Annotated in this window: 13 protein-coding genes; all 13 read right to left on the reverse strand. The window is 38.4% G+C overall.

Going from position 1 to position 19,226, the window contains the following annotated elements; genetic code table 11:
- Window positions 1-26: 26 nt before the first annotated feature.
- Entirely contained in the window at window positions 27-4,040 is a 4,014-nt protein-coding gene (locus tag ACY2A0_RS04890; protein WP_461791278.1) for a S8 family serine peptidase, read from the reverse strand.
- 86 nt (window positions 4,041-4,126) lie between these two features.
- Window positions 4,127-6,115, reverse strand: a complete 1,989-nt coding sequence (locus tag ACY2A0_RS04895) for a T9SS type A sorting domain-containing protein (RefSeq protein WP_461788443.1) — start codon at window positions 6,113-6,115, stop codon at window positions 4,127-4,129.
- A gap of 105 nt (window positions 6,116-6,220) precedes the next feature.
- Entirely contained in the window at window positions 6,221-7,537 is a 1,317-nt protein-coding gene (locus ACY2A0_RS04900) for a DUF4302 domain-containing protein (RefSeq protein ID WP_461788444.1), read from the reverse strand.
- A gap of 8 nt (window positions 7,538-7,545) precedes the next feature.
- On the reverse strand, window positions 7,546-8,865 hold the full coding sequence (locus ACY2A0_RS04905) for a zinc-binding metallopeptidase (RefSeq protein WP_461788445.1): 1,320 nt from the start codon (window positions 8,863-8,865) through the stop codon (window positions 7,546-7,548).
- A 19-nt stretch (window positions 8,866-8,884) separates the two neighbouring features.
- A complete protein-coding gene (locus ACY2A0_RS04910; RefSeq protein WP_461788446.1) occupies window positions 8,885-10,333 on the reverse strand; it encodes a RagB/SusD family nutrient uptake outer membrane protein in 1,449 nt (482 codons plus the stop codon).
- 10 nt (window positions 10,334-10,343) lie between these two features.
- Window positions 10,344-13,934: a SusC/RagA family TonB-linked outer membrane protein gene (locus ACY2A0_RS04915; protein WP_461788447.1), complete on the reverse strand. Its 3,591-nt coding sequence runs from the start codon at window positions 13,932-13,934 to the stop codon at window positions 10,344-10,346.
- A 318-nt stretch (window positions 13,935-14,252) separates the two neighbouring features.
- A complete protein-coding gene (locus ACY2A0_RS04920) occupies window positions 14,253-15,458 on the reverse strand; it encodes a FecR family protein (RefSeq protein ID WP_461788448.1) in 1,206 nt (401 codons plus the stop codon).
- A gap of 67 nt (window positions 15,459-15,525) precedes the next feature.
- The gene (locus ACY2A0_RS04925; RefSeq protein WP_461788449.1) at window positions 15,526-16,122 is read right to left on the reverse strand and encodes an RNA polymerase sigma-70 factor; all 597 of its coding nucleotides are present in this window, start codon (window positions 16,120-16,122) and stop codon (window positions 15,526-15,528) included.
- Window positions 16,123-16,231: 109 nt separating this feature from the next.
- On the reverse strand, window positions 16,232-16,771 hold the full coding sequence (locus ACY2A0_RS04930) for a DUF420 domain-containing protein (RefSeq protein ID WP_461788450.1): 540 nt from the start codon (window positions 16,769-16,771) through the stop codon (window positions 16,232-16,234).
- Between the two features lie 29 nt (window positions 16,772-16,800).
- Entirely contained in the window at window positions 16,801-17,499 is a 699-nt protein-coding gene (locus ACY2A0_RS04935; RefSeq protein ID WP_461788451.1) for an SCO family protein, read from the reverse strand.
- On the reverse strand, window positions 17,499-17,855 hold the full coding sequence (locus ACY2A0_RS04940; RefSeq protein WP_113636616.1) for a cytochrome C oxidase subunit IV family protein: 357 nt from the start codon (window positions 17,853-17,855) through the stop codon (window positions 17,499-17,501). Before ACY2A0_RS04940 ends, ACY2A0_RS04935 begins: the two co-directional genes overlap by 1 nt.
- A 19-nt stretch (window positions 17,856-17,874) precedes the next feature.
- Window positions 17,875-18,615 (reverse strand): cytochrome c oxidase subunit 3, encoded by a 741-nt coding sequence (locus ACY2A0_RS04945; RefSeq protein WP_461788452.1) that lies wholly within the window; start codon window positions 18,613-18,615, stop codon window positions 17,875-17,877.
- Between the two features lie 30 nt (window positions 18,616-18,645).
- Window positions 18,646-19,224, reverse strand: a complete 579-nt coding sequence (locus ACY2A0_RS04950) for a cytochrome c oxidase subunit 3 (protein ID WP_461788453.1) — start codon at window positions 19,222-19,224, stop codon at window positions 18,646-18,648.
- Window positions 19,225-19,226: the final 2 nt, after the last annotated feature.

Here is a 19,226-nt window from a genome sequence, read left to right on the forward strand (position 1 = left end):
TTTTAGACTCATTTAGCGTTAAGTTATCAGTTTTTACTGAATTTTATAACACCAACCCTTACATTATTGTCGACATTTAATAACTCGGCAAAATAATTGCCAGCGGCTAACTTGATGACATTAATTTTGTATCCATTGTAAAGTTCATTTGCAGTAACGTTAAATTCATTTAGTTTTTTACCACTTACGTCGTTGATTCTGATTTTATAAGTGTTAGGTGCAAGTGATTTCGTTACCTTTATCTTAAAATGATCCTTAACAGGATTTTCAAACAACAAAATATCATCATTTTCCAAATCATAGTTAACTACCCTCGGTCCTATTTCCGTACTTCTACCATCATTATCTACCTGCAAAAGCTGGTAGTAATTGGCACCTACAATTGGACTGTTATCTGTAAAGGAATAATTTCCAGATGGAACAGGAAGTACTCTACCAATAGTTTGAAAAGATGACTGGTCAGCAGAGCGCTGCACTAAAAACTCTTTGTTATTAGCTTCACTAGCGGTACTCCATTTTAAAACTACACCCCCACTAGTTTTACTTGCCGTAAAACTTTTGACCACTACGGGCAAAATGGTTAATGGATACACCTGCGAAGTAATTGTTAAGGCACTAGGCAAGGTTACTTTAACGGTATAATTTCCGGTTTGAGTGGGCTGGAATGTAGCTTGATTAGCCCCACTGATAGCATTGCCATTTAAATACCATTGATTGCCATCTGAAATTGGGGAAGTTAGTAAATCGCCTTGTGGAGTGATATTTAAATTAGAGAGCGGCACGGCAATTTTAGAAATAGTTTCTCCAATCGGTTTTGCTTTAATATCATACAAAAGATAATAGAAACTGTTCATGCTACTAGTGCTACCAGTATGTGATACTAGAGATAGAATCCCACTGTTATCAGCCATTGGATAGCTATATGTGTTGTTTGTACTACTATTTCGAAAAAGTGTAGCCCCATTGTTAAACTCTGCAGTTAAGTAAAATGATCCTGCGTAAGGAAAACGAATATCAACATTGTAAACTTGTCCTGCATCACTTGTCAAATTGGCCGCTGAAGTAGAAGGGTCAGCAGGATTACGAGTATTGGTTACGCTAATTGTTGTACTAGAAACTTTTATACCCGAACTAACATCGTAGACACTGAAAATTACGGCGCCTGGATATCCAACATATAACCGAGCACTTTCAATGAGTGTTGCCGCTGTTGCATTGTAGTAATATCGATAAGGAGCTTGTCCATAGCTACCAGAAGACCCAAAAGCAGCTTTTGTTGGCGGAGTGAAGCTGCTTAAGTAATCGTTAGCAGAAATATAAAAAGTATTATTCGACGCTGGTACAGTAGATGTAACCACCGAACTACCATTTGCAATCGGCGAGGTTGATGACGCCGCCGAATGCCAGAAAATTGTTCCGTTAGTTGATGATGTTTTTAAATAATACGTACCCGCAACATCGGTGTAGTAGGCGTTTGCATTGTTAATTGTCGCAGTTGTTCCAAAAGTAACAGACTTTACCGTCTGATCGTCTGAAATGATCAAATCGCCGCTTAAAGCTGTTTTAGCTTCAATAGTGTAATTCGTATTTGGTGCTGCACTAAAAGTTCCCTGCATCAAAAATGTAACTTCACCGCCGGCGGGCACTATTCCATTATAAACTTCATTAAATGTAGCTACAGTAGTTGCACCACTTTTTACAGTAACATTTACCGGTATTGAGGTCAATGAATTGGAGCCATAATTTTTTATAGATAATCTGATCGACTTTCTACTTCCCGAAACATCCGAATTTGATGGGTCTATTATTTCAGTAACTCCTACGTTAATTGCTGCTTCATTAAATTTAACCCGATAATCCTGAGTTTCGCCTCTACCATAAGTTCCGCATGCCAACACATCGTTAGCAACAGTAGTTTCTGCCAATACGACTCTTAAACGTGCAAAGTTGTCAACTTTGACGTCAGAAGGAACCGCTATATTAGTTGAAAAGGTACCATTAGCAGCAATAACGGAAGAAGTAGCAACGAGTTCACCAACATCGTCAAAATCTCCATCGCAATTCCAGTCAATAAATACTTTTGCGATCTTGTTCTGATCTGTGCCACATGTTCCCGCTGTTAGGCTTAAATTATAATTTTTTGAGCGCTCTAACTGGATAGTTTGTGAGGTAAGATCTGAGTAAGTAGTGCAGCCGGAAACTGGTGTGTGGTTAATATTAGAGAGTTGAAAGTTAGTGATTTTGGAATCAGCGTTAGACGCAGGCTCAGAAGTACAATAAGGATTACCCCCAATACCCGTAACTATCAACGAAAACGCCTGACTGCCGCTCTGGAGTGAATTTTTATGTGTCACCGTAATGGTGTAGCTTTTGCCGGGAACTGCGCCATCAATAAAAATTTGTTCTACGTTATCACGAAAATTATCGCCTGTGGTTGCAGCTGCTGATGGATTTGCAGGATCTAATACCCAAGGTAAATAGGTAGTTCCATCACTTATTCTAATATCCAAATCGTTGATTAACCTTAAAGCTGGGTTATTTAGTGCTGTAGCGGTAGATACTGGTGTTGCAGCTGGATCTGTCCATGAAATTGTTGCAATTAGGGGTCCATCTCCAGAAGCTACAACATTTGTAGTATATGTTTGCCCTTGAGATAGCGTCTGCTCGTTGATGATCGTCTTTGTTCCTTTGTCTAAAATTGCTTTCGCTGCCTTCTCAGCGTTCAATAGCCCCCAGCCGAAAATATAGTCGGGGCCTAAAGCAGAACCGGCTTCGCTTGCGGTTCCAATTGCTAATCCTTTTAACGTGGCAGATTTCATATAGCTACCATGTCTCTGAAAATACAACTCCTGTAAAAGTACCAAGGTACCTGTTGCATTGGGAGCAGCCATGGAAGTGCCCGAGGAAGTAGCGTAACTACTATTACCTGAGTTGGTTGATGAAGTTAAGTTGACCCCATCCGCTACCAAGTCTGGTTTAATTCTTCCGTCATCTGTTGGTCCCCATGCACTAAAAGAAGATATAACAATATCCGAAGGAGACACAGCGCCGTATTTTAATCCATTTACCGCACCAACTGTAAGAATATTTTTTGCTCCAGCATAGGAACCGATAATATCATATCCATCATTACTACTGATACCAGCCGGTCTAGCACCTGCATTAACCATTACATTGCTAGAATTATATCTGTAGTAGGTACTCCCCACTGCCGGACCGTTATTATTTCGATAGTTTCCGCCAGATTTGACAAGCAGGTAATAAGGTGCATTAAAGGCAATATTGTCCCAAGTCTGTGATTTACTGTCGTAATAGCCGAACTTGTAATCTTCATTTTCTCCTGAACGTCCGTAAAATTCCCATCTGTTGCCTTGATCACTATTTTGCGACCAACCCGCTACTACCCCGTAGGAGTGATTGGACAATAACAGATTGGGAGCGCTCGCAGAAATTTCAGCATTATCGTTGCTAAAGTCATAAGAAAGGAGCTGAGGCAGACCAAAAGCCATTCCTTTAGCTGGTGCATAAACGCCAGAAGCGGCAATAGTTCCTGCCACGTGTGTGGCATGTGAAGAAGTAGCTACGTTATCTACAACCACAATTTTGCCACCTCCAAACTCCTGATGCGTAGCTAATACAGCTCCACCATCCCATACTGCAACTTTATTATTGGGTATTGTGCTTCCGCTTAGATTTAAGCCTAAACCGCCGCCATTGTAAAGTTTATTGGCTCGTGTAGTACCTGCGGCAACTTCATTTTCTGTAGCATCATAAATTGGATAACCTGCATCATCAATATCTACCAGGTTAATGACCTTGCCTTGATTTGTAATTTTATAGGTAGTCCATCCTTTTTGTTTAGCTACGTCAAGTGCTTTTTGCCTTTTCTTTTTATAAATTTTTGCCTGTTCTACACTGTTTTGCTTTAAATATTGAACATTTGTTTTTGCCTGTTTTTCTTCTTGTGCAAAAACTGATGACGGAAAGCACCACGTGCATAGCAAAACAAGTATTATTGGTACAGCAAAATGTGATCTCATTGAAGATTATTTTTAATTTGTTTGTTATTGAAAAACCGTCATATCACCACTGTGATACGACGGCTTAACGTACTACTAACTATATATTAGCGCTTTACTAGTTTTGATTGTATTACTTGTTCTCCAGCAATCAAATGTAACAAATAAATGCCTTTATTTAACGAGTTTGAAACTGCAATTGCACTGGTTTCAGAACCATTATTCTTGATATTGCCTTGTTGTACAACTTTACCTAAAGCATCTACCAACTTGTACTGATAGTCGCCTCCAGCGTAATTAGACAAACTGACATTGATGGCATTACCGACCAATGGATTAGGATAAATCACTGCATTAAGATTTTCAAGAGCGGTTAACTTCACACTTCTTAATTCGTTAAACGGACTTAGGGTACCATCGTTATCTACACCTTGTAAACGATAGTAATTTATTCCAATTAAAGGGTTTGCATCTGAAACACTATAACTGGCATTTCCTAATGCTGTTACTGTAGCTACTTTTACAAAGTCTTTTCCATTAGCAGAGCGCTCTACCTCATAACGATTTACATTTGTTTCTGTACCAACGGTCCAGCTTAAATTAACTTTACCGTTATTTAATTTGGCATTAAATGTTTTGATGTTTACAGGCAGTGTTGAGGAGGTTTCTAATACTGCTTCGATTGCTGGCAAACCCGCAGCAGATGCTGTCACTGCTATATCATCAGTAAGTCCCCCAACTCTTCTATAAAGCACATTTGTTCTTATTGGGCTTTCAGCATAATATGAAACTGGGAACGTATTAACCGTTACATTATAGTATGCTAAACCAACCAAGAATTCCTGATTTGCTAACGAAACAGGTGTCTGTAATAAGAATGTTTTTTTCGTTCCCTTATCTGTAGACAAAACCGTGTAGTCATCTGAGCGTCCAAGGGTAACTCCTGCTGGTGTCATCACAACTGCATACACTTTTACCGTGCCTACGTCTAAAGTTGAACTAGTGCCTAGCGTAACGTTTACGGCTTTAATATTTGATGAGCCCGAAATTCCATATTTAACTAGTAAGATACCACCATCTGAACTTCCCACGCCTAAACTACCTGTATTAACTGTTTGAGGATAGGCATAAATTCCATCGTTAACAGTTTGTGAGGTGCTCTTGTTATTCAAAACATTATCATCAGCAACTGTAACGTCAATCGTATTTGTTCCAATTGTACCGCTGGTAAATGAATCAAATGTAACTACCGTAGACTCGCCAGGATTAAGCGTTACTTGTTTTACATTAGTAAAATTATTTGCTCCACTTACGTTGAGGGTTACATCTTTATTTGCTACCGCAATGTTATTCACGTTTCTAACAACTGCCTTAATTGATTCCGCCCCATTTGTTCCAGAAGGCTTTTTATCTAACACATAGATCATATCTACAGACAAATCTGTAATATTTGTTGTGGGCGCAGTATAGTCAAAAAGTGTAACTGGCCTTGATGCAGAATTGGTAGTGGTTGTACTAGTCGGAAGTGTGGTAGTTGTACTTGTGCTGTACCGAATTGTAACTGTTGCATCACCAGCGGGATCTGAGAACGTCCCTGAATTTGTTCTTATTGTTCCAGCGCTTGCCGTGGCTATAGACGTTCCAGCATTAACAAATTCCATAGCTACATATAAGCCTCCACCAGTCCAAACAAACGAATTTTGAAAGTCGTATTTAATTGGAGAAGTTGTGCCAATAGTTGCAGTTTCATTTTTCACTACCGTCATTCCTGTTGTTGCGGTAGACCATGTTGTTGATTTGTTTAAATAAGTATCTGTAGTATTTTGCAGTAATATCCTGGTATTCCCTGTTGTGGCAATAGTTGGTGCTGCTGAATAGACAAACCCTATAGATGATAGTGATGAATTAATTGGGATTCCTGCAGCAATAATTTCCGACGCAGACAAATAATAAATTAATCGCATAGAACCCGCATCTCCTTTAGGTGCTCTAGGCGAAGTTGAAGTATTTGTTCTGGCCAATACCTCTGCTGTTTGTGCCATAGCACCAGTGCTAATGGTAATGGAAAATAGTAATAAGAGTAAAAGTTTTTTCATGATGTTTAGGTTTTGGTGGTTAAAAGTTGATTTTTTAGGCAATAAGCAGCTTGGCTTGGTTGAGAACCAAGCTGCTATTGAGAGATTGTTAACGTATTTTGTCCTCTATTGACTTAACGTTCCGTAAAAAAACGAAGCGGGATCATTTTGGCTTAAAAAGCCTCCAACTTTAGCGCCTGCAGGTGCGGCCGCTGAAATGTAAGCGATTTTAAACGAATTATTTGCAATGTAGTTTCTTAATGCCACCACGTACGTTGCAATGGTAGCAGCGTTACCTGTTGGTGTGCCAAGTGGTGTAAATGTAGCTACACCAGTAGTGCTATTTAAATTCATGGTGTAATTAAAATCGGCATTAAAAAATGAAGTTGGGCTAGATGGATTTCTATACCTAATTTGGAAGTTAATGGTGCTATTGGCATTAAAAAACACGGTGATATATTCAATGTATCGCCCTGCATTACCTAAAGTTCCTAAACTGGTATTTGAAGTATTATAAGCAGTTTTAAAAGCTGAAGATTGATCCGGCATCGTGCTCATATTTACTAGCATAGAAGCCCAACGCGTGGCAAGCTGTGTATGAAGCTCTGGAGTTTCTTCTAAAGGCAATGGAGATAGCGAAATTTGGATCACTATCTTAGTGTTGCCATTCATTAAATAAAATTGCTTATTTACGTTGTCCCAAAATACTTTAGTAAATGTGTAATCATTGATTTTTAGTGGTGATTTCAATTCCAAACCATCTAAGGTAAACGAAAACGCAGAGCTAGTTTTACCCGCAATACTAATGGATTTGTTAGCCACTGACAACGACACAGGAACTTGTTTGCCATCCAACAAAATGAATAAGATTTTTCCCGAAGTAGCGGTAGTTGCATCGTCCATAAAAGGTTTTAAAGCGCCTGCTAAAAACTGCTGTTCTTCCGCTGCAGATAGCTTAGTCATTATAAACTTGTTCTCATTGAATATCCCATCGAAATAAATACTGTCTTTCGTGGTTTTTGTAAATGCGAATTCGAAATCAGAGCGCAAGCCAGTAGCATTACTTCCTCCACTAACCGAACCATTAGGATCAGCTGGCAAGTGGATATAGCTGTACCCGTCAAAAATAAGTGTTGGTCTCATCAAAGCTTTCAAGCGGTAGGTACTTTCTGCAACGGTAACTGCAGTGCTAGTATTAAAATCCGATAGCATTTTAACAGATCCATCAGCATTAAACTTAAAATAGTACATAAACCCTTTTCCGCCTTTAGGATAAATTGTTGCCCTCCATCCGTTTGGAGCCGCTAAAAGATCGGCCTGTTTACTCGCAAGTTCTGCGGCTATTCTTTTGTCAGGATCATCAAGCTTAGGGTCTTCATCCTTTTTACAACTTGCTACAAAACCTATGGTTGCAAGTAGAATATAAATAACATGTTTCTTCATGACAAAAATTAATATGATAAAAATCCGTACATATAGGTATCCTGATTATTGAAATCATAAATACCAGTGTATTGCCTAGTATTGTTTGCGTTGTAATAATACTTTACGCCCAACTGCCTGCCACCCACTAGGAAGTTGGTTAAGCTGGTTACTCCGGCTGCGATCACATCGGCATTGGCATCTCTAGAAACGTAGGTTAATGAGAACGTACCGTTTGCATTATTGGTAACGTTGTATACAAAATCTGCCGTAAATGCCGATCCAGCTGTATTTCGGTAATATAACCTTAAGGTCATTTGCGTTGCAGAAGTTCTGATCAGTGCAAATTGATCTAGAATCCTTCCGGCACCACCAACACCAGCTAAGCCAGTTACGGTATTATCGTAAATGGTATTGAAAGTTGTAGATGAAATAGGGTCGGCTATTGGATTCACTGTTAAAATTGGCAGCTTATCTGCGCCAAACGCAAAGTAATCGCCAGCATTTTCTGGAGCTCTTTGGTTAATTGCAGCCTGTACTTTTGATTGGATACTCTCTATTTCTACATTCCAAGTTTGCTTAAGGTAAGCTGTTACCATGCCTTGTTTTTGCCTTACAGCTGCAAGTGCAGTAGCATCGGTAATGTTTCTTGTAAGCACTTCGTAACCATTTCTACCCTCAGTAACCATTAAAGCAATCATCTCCACAAAATCTTCCTGCGGAGCTGCCTGAGCATATTGAGAAATAAAACCTTTGTTATAAAAACCTGTTGCATTATTCCAATCAGCAGTGTAGCCACTTGGTGTAATATACTGGTACTCCTTTTGAAACATGGTAGTTTGGTGAAGAATGTGGGCAAACTCATGATGAATAGTTTTCAAAATGCGCTTAGAGACTGCTCTACTTGTAGCATCATAGTTGTTAACATTAAAAAGCGTGATCTTAACGCCACCACCCGCTTCACCTAATGTAACTGTACCGCCTGAATTATAGCGTACACTTCCTATCAGTACGTAATTTTTCGGGGCATAAGTTTTAATGAAATTTGCGCCCATTAAATCAACATAGGGGTTGATCCATGCGTTGTTCACCATCTCCATTAAAGGCTTAACATTTTCTGTTTTCGGAGGTACCAAGGTAAAATTGGGATCTTGCTCGGTACCATCCCATCTATACTTTACGGCAATATTATAAGGTTTTGTGAAAGTGTCGTAAAGCCAGGTATCGAGAGCGGTTTTAGGCCAAGTATCACCTCCCAAACCAACAATTTCTCTATCTAAATTTTCTGTTTTTTTACAGCCAAATATGATTAAACTAATAGCCGTAAGTAAAATTCCTATTTTTTTCATTTTTCAATTAGATTAAATATTACCTCGGATTTTGCTGTACACCAGAAAGAACAACTTCATCAGGCAGTTGCCACTGTCTTCTTAAGTCGTCTGCTTTCAATTCTTTTGAGGACCCATCTTCGAAGATATGAACAACGGGAAGCTTGTGTCTTAGGATATCCATCCAACGTAGCCCCTCGTGTACAAATTCCGCCCTTCTAAAATCAAGTACCGCGTTAATATACATTTGTTTCACATCGGTAATATTGCTATAGTAGGCTTTAATTTTGGCATCCGTTACACCATTCGCCGAGGTATAGTTGGTAATACGTTTACTTAATAAAATGTTAATGTCAGTAATTGCATTTGCAAACTGATCTTTCATGATATAAGCTTCTGCTCTGTTTAACAATAGCTCCTCAGCGGTAAGCGATGGATGCATCACATAAGCTGTACCTGTACTGGCATTAATGCTAGTCCTAACAAAGTGTTCCTGATATTTAGGCACAAAATAATAGGTACTTGAAAAAGAAAACTTCCTCAAAGCCGTAAAGCTGATGCCCATTGGCGCCGTGATGCTGTTTAATCTATTTTGAGAAAAAGCAAATACAGCTCTGTTGTAATACCTATTTAACCATGAAGTAGTTTGGATCAATAAAAGGTTACCAGGCGTTGAAGCAGTAGTAAATGCGGTGCCAATCTCTGTACTGCTTGGCATGCTTGCATAAGAAGGCCAAGGTTTTAGATTTTCAGCATAGTTGTTTGCCGGAAAAGCCAAATTAGCGCATTCAATTACTTTGTTATAATCCTTTTTGAACATGTAAAACCTTGAAGCAAAAGCATAAGCAGCTCGTTTGGTAAAGTGATACGCCGGTACGGTATAGGTATTATCATTGATCAAAGGCAGGCCGGCATCAATATCCTTTTGTATCTGCGCATAGGTATAAGCTACAGTTTTACGATCGTAGTTCTTTAGTACCACATTTTCTGGCTCGGTTACATAAGGAATACCCATATCTGTATTGGCAGTTGCCTCATCATATGGCTTTGAAAAAAACACCGCTAACATAAAATGTGCGTAAGCCCTTGCTAATAACGCCTCGCCTTTTTGCGCTTTATAATTTTCTGGATCTTTGGCTTTAGCAATAGCATCAAGTGCTTGGTTTGCCACAGCAATTGCCTTATAGGTATTTGTCCAAAAATAAGTAGGCGAATCTTGATTGATAGCTCTGATATCTTTCCAAAAGTAAGCATCGTAATTGGCCGGAATATTATTTCCTGTCGCATTTACGAAGGATACGTTATCAGACATAGCTTCTGCAACCTGTGCGTAATTACCGGCGCTGTAAGCGGTAACTAATAATTCAGATACTTTTTGTGGACTGTTAAGCTCTGTTCTTTGATCAGGAGCCTGGTCCAAAAATTTTTCACAACCTGTTGCTGAAATAATAAAGCTAACAGCAAGTATATAATTAAAGATCTTTTTCATGATAAAGCTTTTATATTCCAATTTTTAACGATAATGTATATTGTCTAGGCACTGGCATGGCCACACCGCCCGATGCAAAAAACTCTGGATCTTGACCTTTTAACTTTTTGTCGGCATAAATGAGCCAGATGTTATTGCCTTGTAGTTTTATTGAAGCGCTATTTAAACCAATGCGTTTCATGAACGTTTGTGGAAGGTTATAACTTAAAGAAACTTGCTTTAACCTCACAAATGAACCATCAGCCACACGCTCACTTGAATAATTGAATGCTGTGTAAGGATAAGTTCCAGACAATGATTTCTTCAATAAATAGTCGCCAATAGAAGGACTATTTATAACAGTTTCATCCAAAGGCAAAGTCCATCTGTCCAAAAATTCTCTCGGCATGGCGTCTGAATCGTCGTAGCTTACCGAGTATGCATTATTTAACCTAATTTTGTTCCCTGCTTGGTATGAAACAAATGCAGTAAATACGAAATTTTTATATTTAAGTGTATTGGTTAAACCGCCAGTAACCAACGGATCAACAGAACCTTCGTAAACTAAATAACCAGGGGTTTGACTTTGTACATAAACACTATTGGAGATATTTCCATTCTCATCCACAAATGTTGGTACGCCTAAATAGTTTAATCCTTTAAAATCTATCGAATAAAGACCTCTTACCGGACCACCCTCTAAAGCACCACCTTCAGGTCTTACCAAATCGTAAATTCTTGAGGTATTTTTTAAGTTAACGATTTTACTTTTGTTGTAACCAAAAGTGAATGTTGGCGTATACTGTAAACCATTGGCATTTCCAATTCTGCCCCCTAAGGTCACCTCAAAACCTTTCGAATTCATATCTGCATAGTTGGCCGATTTTGTAAACTCGCCACCAATACCTGAGGTTCTGAAAGGGCCTATAAGATCGAAGCCATTTCTGTTGTAAAAGTCTAAGTTTACTGATAACTTATCTTTAAATAATCCCAAGTCTAAACCAGTATTAAACTCGTACTGCTTCTCCCAAGTTAATTCTGAGTTCTCTAAACCAGCCAATACAATTCTAGATTCTACTTCTGACAAGCGTGGTCTAAGCGAAGTACTATTGGTTAATAAAATGGAGGAGTTCCTAGCATCGCCCAAACTTGCCGTTAATCCATATCCTAGCCTAACTTTAAGATATGATATGTCGCTAATGTTTTTTATGAAGTCTTCTTGATCAGCATTCCACGCACCACTTACTGTCCATGTTGGTAACCATCTAGCAGTTTTAGATTGTCCCATTCTGTTACTACCATCGTACCTGAATGTACCGTTAATTACGTATTTAGATTTGTAAGCATAACTTGCATTGGCAAAAAATGCCGCAAACCTATCAAAATACCTATCCATACCATAGTAGTTATAATTAGCCTCCAGTAGCATTTTGATGATACGATAATCCGTAAATGGTACACCACCTTTATCGTATTGATAACCGTAACCGTTGTTAAAACTACTTTGACGGTTGGTGTATTTTATTTCCTGACCAACAAAGGCACTTACATTATGATCGCCAAACGCTTTTTCAAACTGCACTTGGTTCCTTACGTTAAAGTTTAGCAGGTTGTCATCATTTCTATTATAAAAACCTCCCTGCGGCAAAACGGAAACCTTTTCTACTTCATTAGGTTTATCTGGATCTCTATAAAAGAAAATGTTTCCTTCTCTGATAGTTGAATTTGGTGCGTAACGGTAGGCCAATGCCATGTTAGCATATTCGGTAATTTTATGTTCTCTGGTAGTTTTAACATAACGCATCGAACCCAAAGATTTAAATTCAAATCCTTTCAAGAACTTATAGTTCAACTCGCCCTGAACCTTTAGATCCAACATGTCTAAATCGATATAGTTGTTATCGGTTTCGCTTTTAATGTTAAAAGGGGCATAGTTCAACTTAAAGAACTCAAGGTCACCATTATCATCATACATACGCATGGTACGTGATGTGTTTAAGGCATAACTGAACGGGTTGATATCGAAGTCCCTTTCGTACTTGCCTTCCACTACGTTATTGGTACGCCCAAGTGTACCAGGCGCTCGTTGTTGCCTAAATGCACCCGTGGCGAGTATGCCTGCCGTAACTTTTTGCGAAACATTATAAGTACCTCTAATATTCATGGTATAACGTTTTACCCTGTCGGCAATACTCCAACCATTATCATCATAATAACCTAATGAAAAATAGTGTTGCGATTTATCAGAACCTGAAGTGAACGATAGGGAATGCTCTTGAACGAAGGAGTTTCTAAATAGCAAATCAAACCAATCTGTATTGGCACGTGCATATTTTTGTAAGAAAGCAGCACGTCCTTCAGGAGTATTCTCTACCCCAAAGTTACCGTTGGTAGCATTAAACATGTTGATCTGATCGTACAACTTAACGAATACACCGCCATTTTTACCGTTTACAATGTTCGCATCCAATCCACCTTTTCTTAAAACCTCGGCATAAACTGACATTTGATCTGCTGAGTTCATGATGTTATACTGGTCGTATGATGGTTTAAGGAAAGTAGAATAGTTGCCGCTATAAGAGATAGCGTTAACACCGGATCTACCTTTTTTGGTATTAATTACCACCACACCGTTCATAGCTCTGGCACCATACAATGCTGTTGCAGAAGCATCTTTCAAGATATTGAAGCTCTCGATGTCATCCGCATTTATACCCGCTACCGATGAACCAATCAATGTCAAAGCGTCACCGCTGGAAAGCTGATCATTGGAAATGTTAACGATATCCTCAAGCACAACTCCATCAACCACCCACAATGGTTTATTTTCTCCCGAAATTGAGGTAGCGCCCCTAACCCTGATTTTAGGTGCAGATCCGAACGTACCTGAAACGTTTTGCACTGATACACCTGCAACTTTTCCTTCAAGCATACGGCTTACATCTACAATTCCGTCTTGTTTTACATCACTACCTTTTATGCTAGTAGCTGAACCTGTAAAAAGTTTTTTGTTGATGTTTTGAAAACCGGTAGAGACCACGTTCACCTCTCTTAGCTGAGAAGCATCCTCCTCAATAGAAATGTCTATTCTGCTTCTGCCATTTACTTCGATTTCAGTCGTTTTATATCCAATAAATCTAAATAGTAAAACCGCATCTTCCGCAGTAGTAATTTGATATTCCCCTTTTTCGTTGGTAATTACGGTGGTATTGGTTCCCTTAATGGTTACGCTTACACCTGGCATTGGCATACCATCAACCTTACTGCGTACAATACCAGTAACCTTAACGGTTGCAAAATAATCTACAATCTTATCAATAAATGATTTTTCTTTTGGTTTGATCAAGATGGTCTTATCCTCGATGGTGTAGGTTAAATCCTTACCCGAAAGAATTTTATCCATCACTGTTTCAACCGGAGCACTGTTAAAACCTGCATTTACAACGGTATTGCTTTTCATCTTATTGGTAGATAATAGCACATCGTAACCTGCCTGTTTTTTGATTTCCTTGATTACTTTTTCAAGTGTCACTCTTTTTTCCTTGATAGTTACTGATTGGCCAAAAGAGGCAGCACTCACTTGAAGAAAGGACACAAGTAATATCACCGTAACTAATTTCATGACAAGTAATAGTTTTGGTACGTAGCCAAAATGCCTACATAGAATTTTGGTATAATTTCTATACATTTGATAGTCTGTTTTTTAATAAGCGATTTGCATCCGAAAAATTTAGATGCTACACGCGGTTAATTCGATAATTGATTCCTAAGGATAAGCTATTATGTTAGGAATTTTGGAAACAGATACATTAAAAAGGGGTGTTGCGAGCACCTCTTTTTTTGTATGTTATCAGCTGGGATTAAGTGGGAAAGTTTCTCTTCATAATTATATTTGTTTGGGTTAGTTTGTTGTTTGTTATCTTTCTAGCTTGGTCAGAGCTTAGTTTTTATCTTCTTTATAAACGGTAATCTGATCGTTATTTATTTCGAATCTTACCTCACCGGTTTGCTCAAATTTTCTAAGCACTTTTGATACATTTTCAAAACGACTGATGCTTCCATAATAAGTCACAGCTCTCGCTTCTGCGTCAGCGTAGGTTACTTTTACATTATACCATCTAGCTATCTTTCTCATGATACTTTCTTGCTTTTCATTATTGAACATGAAATAGCCATTTTTCCAGTCTATTGCTTCGTCGGCATCAACCTCTCGTACAACTATACCGGTGGTTGTTAGCACCGCTTGTTCACCCGGTTTCAATACCAGCGATTCGCCGACATGTTGATTTGGACTCACTAAAACGCTACCCTCAAGCAAGGTGGTTTTAACAGTAGTTTCGTCCGAGTAAGAATTGATATTGAAGTGTGTACCTAGCACCGTAACTTCCTGTTTGCCGGTTTTCACAACAAACGGATGTGAAGAATCTTTTGCGACTTCAAAATAGGCTTCGCCACGTAATTCCACAGTTCTGTTTTTACCGTTAGAAAACGCCAAAGGATATGTTAACGAAGAAGCTGCATTTAGCCAAACGGCAGAACCATCAGGTAATTTAACCTGCCACATGCCTCCTTTCGGTGTCTCTATGGTGTTAAATGCTTGGTCTTGACTACTACCTGAAGATGAGTTTTTAACCGTATATACCAGTTGTCCGTCCGAGGTTTTAGTAATGGATAAGCCAGCCTCCTCTACTACATCGCCATTGTTCACATCAGTTAATGAAATGCGCTTACCATTAGCAAGTACCAATATCGCTTTATTTCCACCGGGAAGTACATCCGAAGCATATTCTCGTTTACCGACATTCGTTAAAATCCCCTTGTTGGTAAAAAGATAAATTGATGTAGCAACAGCCAAAAACACCACTGCAGCAGCAGCCCAGCGAATGAAGCCCCTTTTCTTACTAACTATTTGACGATTGTTGTGAGCTATCCTTAATTGAAATTTAGCAATGGCATCATGTTGATCAACCGAACTTAATGTAGCAGCTTTGCCAGATAACAACCAAATGCGCTCCATTTCCTTGAATAGCGCTTCGTTTTTTGATGATTGAGATCTGTAATTATCTACTTGAGATTTGTACAAAGCATTATTTGGATCATCCAAATACCTTGCGATTAACTCAAGTACTTCGGGCGTTGATGACATCTTGTTTGTTTAGTTATATTGCTAAGACAAACGTAAGTGCTAAAACCCCTAGTAGTAATTTATTTTTTTAAAAAAAAGACAAAAGACGTAAAATTTTGAAAGCAGTAAACTTAGAATGCTTATCTTTTTTTGCCAACATAGCCTCACGAAGTATTTTTAAGGCATTCCCTACGTGGTTTTCTACCGTCTTTTCGGCCACGCCTAGTTTTTCAGCAATTTCTTTGTATTTTAAACGCTCAAAGCGGTTAAGCTTAAAAATTTCACGACACTTAGGCGGTAGTTTTTCAATTTCCTCATACAACATCACAATTAACTCATTTTCTTCATCCAACTCGGCCACTTCTTCCTCAGTGAAGTTGTGTAATATCTTCTGATGATGTTCGTCGATATTTTTTTGTCTATTCAGATGATTAATTGAAGCGTTGATAACGGAACGATAGAGATAAGATTTAATCGAATTAATTTCATTGAAATCTACAGCACGCTCCCAAATTTTAACAAATACGTTCTGCACAATTTCCTCAGCTATAACCACGTCTTTAACATACTTATCGCTCTCTAGGAGTAATTTGGCAAAATATTGGGCATAAAAATTAGTGAAAGCCTTCTCATGACCTTCCCCTAACATCTTTTCGATATTTTCTGCTTGCCCTTTTCCCTTCACTAGTAACGTTTGTTGTGTTCGTATAGCCTAAGTTAAGGATATACCCGCTTAAATCACACTATTTTTACAAAAACTTAATGCAGCGGAAAAGATAGAAAGCCGTATTAAATCAATGATTATAATATGGAGAGATCATCAAATAAACAACCACACCCGTAACAGCTACATACAACCACAAAGGGTACGCGATCCTGGCAATTTTACGGTGTCTATCAAAACTGCTCGCCAAAGCCCTTACATAAGTAATTAGCACAATTGGAATGATAATAATTGAAAGTAGGATATGGGTAATGAGAATGAAGTAATAAATTAACTTGATTGCACCCTCGCCCCCAAACTTAGTGGAATCCGCCGTCATGTGATAGGCTACGTACATTCCTAAGAAAAGCACTGATAAAAGAATCGCAAACTTCATCAAATTTTCGTGGAGCCTTTGCTTGCCATTTTTAATTGCCCAAACTGCTGTCACCAAAACCACTGCGGTAATACCATTAATTGTAGCATATATTGGTGGTAAAAAGCTCAAAGGCTGCACATCAAAACCGAAATCCTTAAGCTTAACACCAAATAGTATCGCTACTACTAAAGGAATAGCAACTGAAAGGATCACAATCCACTTATTATATTTTTTTTCTACTGTGTTTTCCATTTTAATCCACTTACTTTTTGATAATCAACTTATCTTCCGTCTTTGATATTTCTCAACTCTTCTGCAATTAGCACTTTAATTTCATCATCTAATTTCGATAACGCTTCCTGCTGTGTAGCGTCGTAAAACCCTCTAATTCGATGCTGGCTATCCAATAAAACAATTTTCCTACTGTAAATCATTTTACGTTCTGGCTGCTTCACTTCAACCACATCTAGCAATAAATCTTTCCTTACTAATTTAAAAATCGAAATACTGTCTCCCAAAAGGATATCCCACTTGTGTGGTTTAGCCTTGAGCGTAGTTGCTAAGTTCTTTATTGCATCACGCATATCGGTAGGATCAATGCTGATACTGGCAAAACGCACCATATCGTTTTTCTGATATGCTTTGAAATCTTTATACTCGTTGAAGATGGCGTTAGTGCTACCTGCATCAGCTTTGCCATCCATTAAATTTACTACTACAACCTTATTTTTCCAATCTTTTAAAGAGATGGTATCGCCGCTCTGGTTGATGAGTTTGAAATCCTCAACGGCGTGATAGATAGTGTCCGGTATTTGTTTACCTCGTTTGCTATGGAACGTTGCAGCTACTTGTTTTGGACCAAAAATTGGCAAAGGCTTATACCGATTTTTACCCTGATCTTGTAGCAAATAATACAAAAATCCTGGTACCGCTAAAATGGTGACCAGGATTAATGCCTTTTTTATTGGGTTGTATTTCATTATACTTTAGGCATGTGCAGGTGAAGGTAACCACCTTCTATTAACATCAGCACGATAAAATAAATGATAAAAACAAATGTAACTGTTAGGGAAAGTTGAAGCCCTAGTTTTTCATACTTAAGGTGCATGAAGTAAGCTACAATGTAAAACGCTTTTAGTAAGGTTAGGAAAATATAAACATAGTTTCCAACTGATTGTGACATGTGACCACCTGGAATAGCCCATAATGCAATGATAAATTCAATTACAGTGATGGCTAATAGGATGAAGAATACTTGCCAGATTTTTCCTTTTGTCATTGAAGCATGCTCTTCGTGGCCATGCTCATCTGCAGTGTGTGTATGATGTTGTGACATAATAATATCTTTTTACGAATTAAACTAAATAGAAGAAGGTAAATACAAATACCCAAACTAAATCTACAAAGTGCCAGTATAAACCAACTTTCTCAACCATTAAATAGCTACCACGTCTTTCGAAAGTACCATTAATTACCATACATAAAATGATGATATTGATGATCACACCACTGAATACGTGGAAACCGTGGAAACCAGTAATGGTGAAAAACAAGTTAGCAAATTGCTGTGCTGAAACGAACGATACCTCGCCATCGAAAAATGGTTGCAAAGCCGCATTTATAGCACCTTGGCCTTGGCCTACAACTTTTGAAGCAGGATTAGCTCCCCACCAAAAACCTTCGTGGTGCAAGTGAGTCCACTCAATCGCCTGACAGCCTAAGAACATGAAACCACCAATAATGGTAGCGATCATCCAGCCAATCACTTCTTTTTTAGCTCTCCTGTGTCCTGCTTCTACGGCTAGTACCATAGTTACCGAACTCATGATTAATATAAAAGTCATTATACCAACGAAAACCAAAGGATAACCGTGATCTGCGAAACCAGGGATAGATTGGAAAACCAAATCCGGATCTGGCCATGCGAATTTACTGAATCTTTGAGCTCCGTAATAAACCAATAATGATGAAAATGTAAAGGCATCTGATAACAAGAAAAACCACATCATTATTTTACCGTATTCTACTGACCATGGTTCACGGCCACCAGCCCATGGTGTGGTTTTAACTTGGTCTAATTTCGATAATGAATCCATTTATAAATTTATTGTATAGTTGTTAAAAAATTAACTGTTCAAAAGTAAAAAAACATACAGATATATCCATAATATATCTATAAAATGCCAAAATATTGAAGTAATATCCTGACGATACACCGCTACGTCTTGCGACACCTCTCTGTAGCTACCAACTAAACTACTGATTACCAAGCATAAACCAGCTAAAATATGCAGCAAGTGAAAGCCTGAAACCACGTAAATTAAAGAGATTGCTGCATTATTATTCACCATTACAGCTCCTGTTGAAATCATGCTTGACCAACCTTGAAACTGTAGCACGCCAAACGTTATACCAAGCGCTAAGGTAACCCAAAGAAAAAGTTGTTGAACTCCACGCTCTTCACGTTTTAATGCTCTAGCTGCTAAAAATAAAGCTACACTACTCGCCAGCAAAACTATGGTACTATAAGTGAAAACTTGTGGCAACACTAAACCATGGCCTTTGCCCTTAGATGCTGCAAAAACTAAATAATAACTTGTCCAACCACCAAACATAATGGTCGATGAAACCACAAATAACCAAACCACAAACTTTTTAGGTTTGAAATTAATTGAGGTATTTTCTTGTTGTATTGTACTCACCATCT

This window comes from Pedobacter sp. (assembly GCF_965249885.1).
Classification (GTDB): Bacteria; Bacteroidota; Bacteroidia; order Sphingobacteriales; family Sphingobacteriaceae; genus Pedobacter.